General features: G+C 39.1%; 13 protein-coding genes. 7 read left to right on the forward strand and 6 right to left on the reverse strand.

Annotated features, from left to right (window positions below; all coding sequences use genetic code 11):
• Positions 1-178 precede the first annotated feature (178 nt).
• The 3 genes from ACFILA_RS08800 to ACFILA_RS08810 form a co-directional block, all read right to left on the reverse strand.
• Entirely contained in the window at positions 179-310 is a 132-nt protein-coding gene (locus ACFILA_RS08800; RefSeq protein ID WP_375661037.1) for a hypothetical protein, read from the reverse strand.
• 164 nt (positions 311-474) lie between these two features.
• Positions 475-1,020, reverse strand: a complete 546-nt coding sequence (locus tag ACFILA_RS08805; RefSeq protein WP_375637814.1) for an ImmA/IrrE family metallo-endopeptidase — start codon at positions 1,018-1,020, stop codon at positions 475-477.
• Between the two features lie 3 nt (positions 1,021-1,023).
• Complete coding sequence (locus ACFILA_RS08810) at positions 1,024-1,389, reverse strand: XRE family transcriptional regulator (protein WP_375661044.1); 366 nt, start codon at positions 1,387-1,389, stop codon at positions 1,024-1,026.
• A 408-nt stretch (positions 1,390-1,797) separates the two neighbouring features.
• Here ACFILA_RS08810 and ACFILA_RS08815 point away from each other — a divergent pair, with 408 nt between their 5' ends.
• Together ACFILA_RS08815 and ACFILA_RS08820 are read left to right on the forward strand one after the other, a co-directional pair.
• A complete protein-coding gene (locus tag ACFILA_RS08815) occupies positions 1,798-2,532 on the forward strand; it encodes an antA/AntB antirepressor family protein (RefSeq protein WP_375661038.1) in 735 nt (244 codons plus the stop codon).
• Positions 2,529-2,807: a hypothetical protein gene (locus ACFILA_RS08820; protein WP_375631756.1), complete on the forward strand. Its 279-nt coding sequence runs from the start codon at positions 2,529-2,531 to the stop codon at positions 2,805-2,807. The genes ACFILA_RS08815 and ACFILA_RS08820 overlap by 4 nt, the downstream gene beginning before the upstream one ends.
• A 46-nt stretch (positions 2,808-2,853) precedes the next feature.
• Here the strand turns inward: ACFILA_RS08820 and ACFILA_RS08825 are convergent, their stop codons facing one another.
• Genes ACFILA_RS08825 through ACFILA_RS08835 form a run of 3 tightly spaced genes read right to left on the reverse strand, consistent with a single transcriptional unit; the run spans position 2,854 to position 3,658 of the window.
• Positions 2,854-3,126 (reverse strand): CopG family antitoxin, encoded by a 273-nt coding sequence (locus ACFILA_RS08825; RefSeq protein WP_375661039.1) that lies wholly within the window; start codon positions 3,124-3,126, stop codon positions 2,854-2,856.
• A 42-nt stretch (positions 3,127-3,168) separates the two neighbouring features.
• A complete protein-coding gene (locus tag ACFILA_RS08830) occupies positions 3,169-3,486 on the reverse strand; it encodes a type II toxin-antitoxin system HicB family antitoxin (RefSeq protein WP_004856761.1) in 318 nt (105 codons plus the stop codon).
• Positions 3,476-3,658, reverse strand: coding sequence for a hypothetical protein (locus tag ACFILA_RS08835; protein ID WP_375661040.1), 183 nt, complete (start codon positions 3,656-3,658; stop codon positions 3,476-3,478). The genes ACFILA_RS08830 and ACFILA_RS08835 overlap by 11 nt, the downstream gene beginning before the upstream one ends.
• Before the next feature lie 139 nt (positions 3,659-3,797).
• Here ACFILA_RS08835 and ACFILA_RS08840 point away from each other — a divergent pair, with 139 nt between their 5' ends.
• From ACFILA_RS08840 to ACFILA_RS08860, 5 genes are all read left to right on the forward strand, one after another.
• Positions 3,798-4,346 carry a hypothetical protein gene (locus tag ACFILA_RS08840; protein ID WP_375661045.1) on the forward strand — a complete coding sequence of 183 codons (549 nt, stop codon included), beginning with the start codon at positions 3,798-3,800 and terminating at the stop codon, positions 4,344-4,346.
• On the forward strand, positions 4,327-5,016 hold the full coding sequence (locus ACFILA_RS08845; protein ID WP_375661041.1) for a phage baseplate assembly protein V: 690 nt from the start codon (positions 4,327-4,329) through the stop codon (positions 5,014-5,016). The genes ACFILA_RS08840 and ACFILA_RS08845 overlap by 20 nt, the downstream gene beginning before the upstream one ends.
• Positions 5,013-5,354 carry a GPW/gp25 family protein gene (locus ACFILA_RS08850; protein WP_375643690.1) on the forward strand — a complete coding sequence of 114 codons (342 nt, stop codon included), beginning with the start codon at positions 5,013-5,015 and terminating at the stop codon, positions 5,352-5,354. The genes ACFILA_RS08845 and ACFILA_RS08850 overlap by 4 nt, the downstream gene beginning before the upstream one ends.
• Positions 5,351-6,178, forward strand: a complete 828-nt coding sequence (locus tag ACFILA_RS08855; protein WP_375661042.1) for a baseplate J/gp47 family protein — start codon at positions 5,351-5,353, stop codon at positions 6,176-6,178. Before ACFILA_RS08850 ends, ACFILA_RS08855 begins: the two co-directional genes overlap by 4 nt.
• Positions 6,178-6,572: phage tail protein (locus ACFILA_RS08860; RefSeq protein WP_375661043.1), on the forward strand; the 395-nt coding region annotated here is incomplete at its 3' end. The genes ACFILA_RS08855 and ACFILA_RS08860, both read left to right, overlap by 1 nt.

Here is a 6,572-nt window from a genome sequence, read left to right on the forward strand (position 1 = left end):
GAAAACAACAAAGCCCCCTCTTCTCAAGAGCACTTCACTGTCACAGATGTCCAAGCCTCAGAATCCGGTATGTATAAACTTATCTTGCGTAACGAATCTCCACCTAACAAGCAGTTTTGATTACATTTCTGAGATGCAGAAGGGGAATAAAATATCCCCCTTCTGCTTTTTTTATCACTCACTCAATTGGAATACGCCAAGCCTTTCGCCCATAGTGTTTTGCGTAAAGTTTTTGACCTGTATAAGGACATCTACGCCATGTGCGAAAAACGTAGGTTTTACTTTCTTTAAACTTATTTGTATTATACATGGAAGTTCCTTTTAAGGTGAATTGACCTAGACAGGAAACATTTACAATGATACAATTCCGCTTGTTGTTACAGGTTGCATCTTGCTGTTTCCTGTCTGGTTTTACGTTAGCGAACCATAACCTAACGTAAACTCTTTATGGGTTTGAGTTGCAGCTCAAACCCATTATTGTTGTGATTTAAAATAATTCATCATGTAATTTATCCTAATCTCTGCTGCTTGTAATGAAACTCCATAGAAATTAGCTACCTCTCTTGGAGTCTTAAATCTTGACATTCCTGAACGTGGCATTAAAAGCTCAGCAGCAAATTGGTTAGCTTGTTTTTCTGCACTGCGATAGACAGGTATTTCATGAGAATTGACTACGCGTTGAAAAGGTAAATTTGTATGTAAAAAAAGATGACCAAGTTCATGAGCAACTGTAAATCTTGCGCGACCATTATCATCGTACGCATCTTTATAAATATCCTCTCTTAAAACAATGAATTTGCCTTGCGGATCTGTTAAACCACCCACATTTCCAAGTTCTTCCTCATCTGCGATATGTAAACAATATCCTGGTCTCATAGTAGGCAAAATGTATTCAGCAAAATCCATAACTGGGAAAGCTTGGTAATCTAACAATTTCAGTTCTTTTCGAAGTAAATCAGTAAAAAAACCAATTTTCTCCCAACTATAAGGAGGAACTTCGTAATCAATACTTTTCTTCACCTTCTACTTACCTTTTTTTTCTTTTATCTGTTTCATTAATTTTTTCATTTTTTCTACATCTTCTGGAGAAATGTTATCTATAACTCTAGCAAACATACCAACAAGTTCACCTGTGGATGAATTAGAAGACTTTATTGTAAAACTTTTGCGGCAAGCATCAGCCTCTTGTCTTAAGCGAGAAGCCATATCTTGATCTAAATCGTATAATTCTATAATCTTTTCTTCCATACCAACAGGTACAGATTTTTTGCCAATCTCAACAGAAGATAAAAATGCTACAGATATATCTAATTTTTTAGCCATATCTAAAAGGCGTTCTGCATGATCAATACGGAGTTTCCGTAAGGTTTTACCAAAGGATGTAAGCATCAAATAGAACTCCAAAGGACGGATAATTAATCTTAATAAGTTGAATATATTTTATCTTAAGGTATAAATCAACTCTTTTTTTACAATAATTACAAATTGCCAATAGCAAAAATTTAAAAATTATCGAAAGTGGCTTGACATTATAGTAGGAGTATGAATAATCGAATCAGGTGCCTCAAAAACACCTTAAATACCAAACGGGCGAGCTACCGAGATAGTTTATTTTCCGCACATTAAAGGCTTTGACTCATTGTATGTTACACGCATATAATGATATTGTCGGGTGTGGTTACGCTATACAATACCCTTGCGGGAAAAGCGTAACGACGGACTTGGTACCGTGTTTTTGAGCACCCGGCACTTTTTAAAGGGTGTCAATCAAAAACGTCTATTACCAAGGAGTTCACTATGAACACTCTTATAGAAATTAAAGAACGGGTTATTGATCAGGAAACTGTTAAGGCGCGTGATTTGCATGCGTTTTTGGAAATAAAGTCTGAATTTAGAAATTGGATTAAAAATCGCGTTAAAGAATGTAAATTTCAGGAAAATATAAACTTTATAACTGCGGTAAATTTTTACCGGGGTGGAAAGGTAAAAGAATACCACATTACGTTAGACATGGCTAAACATCTTTCGATGATAGAGCGTAATGATAAAGGGCATGAAGCACGTCAATACTTTATCAAATGTGAACGACTTTTGAAACAAGCAGCAACACCACAGATAGCTGCATCACAAGTTGACTACTCTAAACCCGAGGCATTACTTGGTGTCTTGAACCATTTACAAAGTCAAATTGAGCAGAAAGATCATGTTATTGCAGAATTAGCACCAAAAGCAGAAGCTTTGGAAGGTTTAAAGCTCTCTGATGGGTTGTTTGGTCTTATCGAAGCAGCGAAAATGCTTGAAGTACGACCAAAGGACTTAACCGATTATTTGCGTAAACATGACTGGGTATATCGACGGGCTCCAGGGGCGCCGCTGTTACCTTATCAGGATAAGATCAAGAAAGGATTCATGGACTGTCCTGCTATCACCATTCAAAGACCGGATGGTACAGAAAAGGTGCTCCCTTCAACAAAAATCACACCAAAAGGATTGGCATGTTTGAGAGAACAAATCCATGGAGGTGTACAATGAACACCAGTATCGACTTCTTATGCGATTTATGGATAGCTTTATATCAGTTTTCTAATGATGAAAATATTAATGAAAAAGAGTGTACAGCTCTGATTAACATCATGAGTTTGGTAGAAAAAGCTTTGATTTTCAAACTTCAAGATGAGGTGCCAAATATACTTAAAATCTTAACAGTTCTAACAGATTTTGGCGATTCAGAGTTTCCTACAGTTATGTTACCTTTATTGCGAGCTTACGAATCAGATTTAGAGAGCCCCATTAAAAAGGTTGCTTAATTTAAAAAATAGAACTCCCCTTCCCGTTCTTAAAATGGGGAGGGGGTTAATTCCGATGACTTTTTCGTAAATCCTGTTCAATCCGATGCCTAACATAGCGTGTATAAGGGATAGCTTGATTTTTAGCTTTTTCCTTTAAAGCCTTCATAAGCGCTTGAGGCAAGCGAATATTCATAGACGCTTCTTTAGGTAAGAACTCAAAATGAACGGGTTTAAAACCAGTTAAGTCATAATCTGTAAGATCTGCAGTATCAATAAAGTTTTCTGCTTCTTCATCCGTCTTAAAAACGGGCATTTGTTTTAATTTAGAGGTTTTCATAAAAATTAAATTTCTTTTGATGTGTATAGAATTTTAAAAGATTCAAAGTTTAGAAGAAATGTATCTGTTTAAACTCACACCATTTTCAGCGGCTTGTATTGCAAGTTTTCTATGGAGTTCTGGTGGTATTCTTAATTGAAACTTACCACTGTATTTACCATGTGACAAAGGCACAGGAACTTCTTCTCCATTATGTTGCATGTCCTCCACAACTTCTGAAACAAGGTCCATAATGCCTTTTAAAGCTTTCTCTGCTTGAGCATCTAACCATGAAAGGGATGGGAATTCTGCACACAATCCGACATATTCCTCATCTTCTTGCGACCACAAAACACGATATGTATAATGATTATTGTTCATGTTTCATCCTTTCTATCGCTTGTAAGACTTGTTTGACTTGATAAGCTTTTGCTTTGTTACCAGAATCTTTTTGAATATTCACACGTGGGTCACCAAGCCACGGGGTTTTAAAAACAAAATGACTTGAACCATTGTTCCGTGGTTCTCCAAAGAAATAGACACATACAGCCAACAAATCTGAAAACTTAATGTTCTTTGGTGATGCTTTCATCAAGCTAATTATTTTTTCAACTTTATTGTTCATAACCAATAATAGTATCATTATTAATCCTAGTCAATCATTTTATACACTTAATTGGACAGGAGTCCCCATGCATCCCCGCGAGACGATAAGAGAAACATTTGTTGCGTTGATCAAAGCAGCAAAGACGGCTGCTGGTGACAATGTTTTCAATATGCGTGACTTCAACTTTTCCGTTGAGAACACGCCTGCAATTAATATCTCAACACAAAGTGAAACGATTGAAGATGGCTATGATTATGGAGTAAGGCGGCGTGTTTTAACAGTAGATGTTGAATGCTATGCAACATGTGAAGATGGTGCACGCTTTGTTGACCAATTAGCATGGGAAATTGAAGAGATTTTCTATGCCAATCCCAATCTTAATAATACCGTTGAGACATGCCGCCTGCAAAATATTGCTTTTGCCTTTGGCGATAATGGCGCCTTAGCACTCCATGGTGCAATTCTAACCTTTGAAGTCATTTATGTGACAAATATCCCCAACATGGATGAAGAAGACGGCAGTGTAACAGCAAGAATCGTTGAACCTTTCTTAAGCTTTGAACCAGAAACAGGCGTGAGAAATAAAGATAAATACCATAAAATCGAGGTTACTCATGTTAGAGCGGCGCGATAAAGAAATCACAGATCTAAAGAGACGTGTGGCCAATATGGTTGTGGTGGGAAAAATTAGCCATGTCGACCATAAAAACGCACGCTATCGGGTAAAAAGTGGCAATCTTGTCAGTGACTGGATTCCAGACACACAAGCCCGCGCCGGTAAAACACGCTCTTATGAAGGGCGTGATATCGGAGAGCAAGTGATTGTTGTCTCGTCATCCGGAGATTTATCACAAGGGGTGATTGTTGGTTCACTTCATACCGATGCTAATCAAGCAGCCGATAAGGGCAGCATTCACCGAACGATATACCCTGATGGAACCAGCCTTGAATATGATGATGAACAAAATACTTATGGAATTCACATCAAATCCGGCGGAAAGTTTATCCTGACAATCGCTGATGGTGTGTCACTAAAAGGTGATGGTGGCAAGCTAGAGCTTACGGCACCGGAAGGCATAAAGATTGTTTCAGAAAGCGATATAAATTTAAACGCAAAAGGCGGCATCTCTTTGAAGGCTGGTGATGGCATTTCACTGAATTCGAATGATAGTCTCTCTCTTCATTCTGGGAATAATGTTTCCATTCACTCAAGTGGATTAAGACATAACGGCACCAATGTAGGAGCAACACATGTTCATGGCGGTGTTTTTCCTGGTGGCTCTATGACAGGAGGTCCCAATTGAACAGTGGAATGGACCGTACAACAGGAAAGCCATTAACCGGAATTGATCATTTGCGCCAATCAATCCTTGACATTTTGTCAACGCGGATTGGTTCGCGTGTAATGCGGCGTGACTATGGTTCACGCGTTGCTGAACTCATTGATGCACCGGTTAATAATGCTTTTGCTGTTGCCCTTTATGCCGCTGTTGCTGAGGCTTTAGACAAGTGGGAACCGCGTTTTAAATTGAAAAAAATTGATTTTAAATGGAGTGAGACTGGACAAGTTTCTTTGTCCTTTGAAGGCATTTATTTGCCATCCGGCAAGCCCATTACCATGGAAGGATTACTGATAAAATGAATGGAGTGCTTGCAAAACCGGAAATCATCACAGAACTTTCTTTTGAGGAAATACGCGCTGCGGCTCTTACCCATTTAAAAGAGCTTTTGCCTGAATATACCATTCTTGAAAGTGATCCGGCTGTAAAAGTCATAGAGGCTTTTAGCTATCGAGAACTGCTTTTAAGACAGCGTATTAACGAAGCGGCACGCAACAACATTCTTGATTTTGCAACCGGTGAATCTCTTGACGCTTTGGGAAACTGGCATGGTCTTGCCCGCATGGAAGGGGAAAGTGACGAGAGATATCGTGAACGCATAGAGCTTCATGCCCGTGGTGGTAATGGGAGCGGGACAGAGCCCTATTACAAGCTTATAGCCTTAACAGCAGATAGTCGTGTTAAGGATGCGATTGTTTACCGTAAAGGCAAAGACCCAACCATCTATGTTGCTCTTTTTGGCAACAATGAAGAAGGAACGGCCTCTGAAGATCTCATACAAACAGTTTCAGAAGCTCTTCACAAAAAAAATATCATCATGACCAATGATACAATCATTGTTCACGCTGCTGTTAAAAAAGTGCTGGATTTAGAAGCAGATGTTTGGTTGTTACCAGAAACATCTTTGAAAATTCTCACGACAATGGAAGAAAATTTACGCACGGCTTGGAAACAAGAACAAGCCATTGGTCGTGAATTAAGTTTGTCGTGGTGGATTTCAAAACTAATGATTTCTGGTGTCCAAAAAGTCATTGCCATTACTCCAACACAAGACAGTATGGTTTGTGATGAAGAAATTTTATCGATTGGAAAAATCACCTTAAACTTTAAGGGGTATGCCCGCTAATGGTTGGTTCCCTCCTTCCCACAAACGCAACAGAATTTGAAAAGCGCCTTGCCGATGCTTGCGATTTTCATCAAGATATTGATGGTTCTGTTTTGGGGATTTCACGTGCTAAATTGATCACGCGCCCTCCCCGCTTTTTGCCGTGGTTGATTGAAGAATACGGGCTTGGTGAACTTACACCTTATGTTCCAAACCTCTATGATTTGATTGACCAAGGGCTTGCATGGCAACGCCTGCGCGGATCTGTTATGGCAATAGAGATGGGGTTGAGATGGTTAGAGATTACAGCCCGCTTTATACCCGCTTGGACGGGACGTGCATGGTGGAATTCCTTTCAACTTGATTTTGATCAGTTGCCTGAACGCAAAAGCCTTGAAGCCATTGAAGCGATTAC

The sequence above is a fragment of the Bartonella sp. CL71SXKL genome (genome assembly GCF_042194935.1).
Taxonomy (GTDB): domain Bacteria; phylum Pseudomonadota; class Alphaproteobacteria; order Rhizobiales; family Rhizobiaceae; genus Bartonella.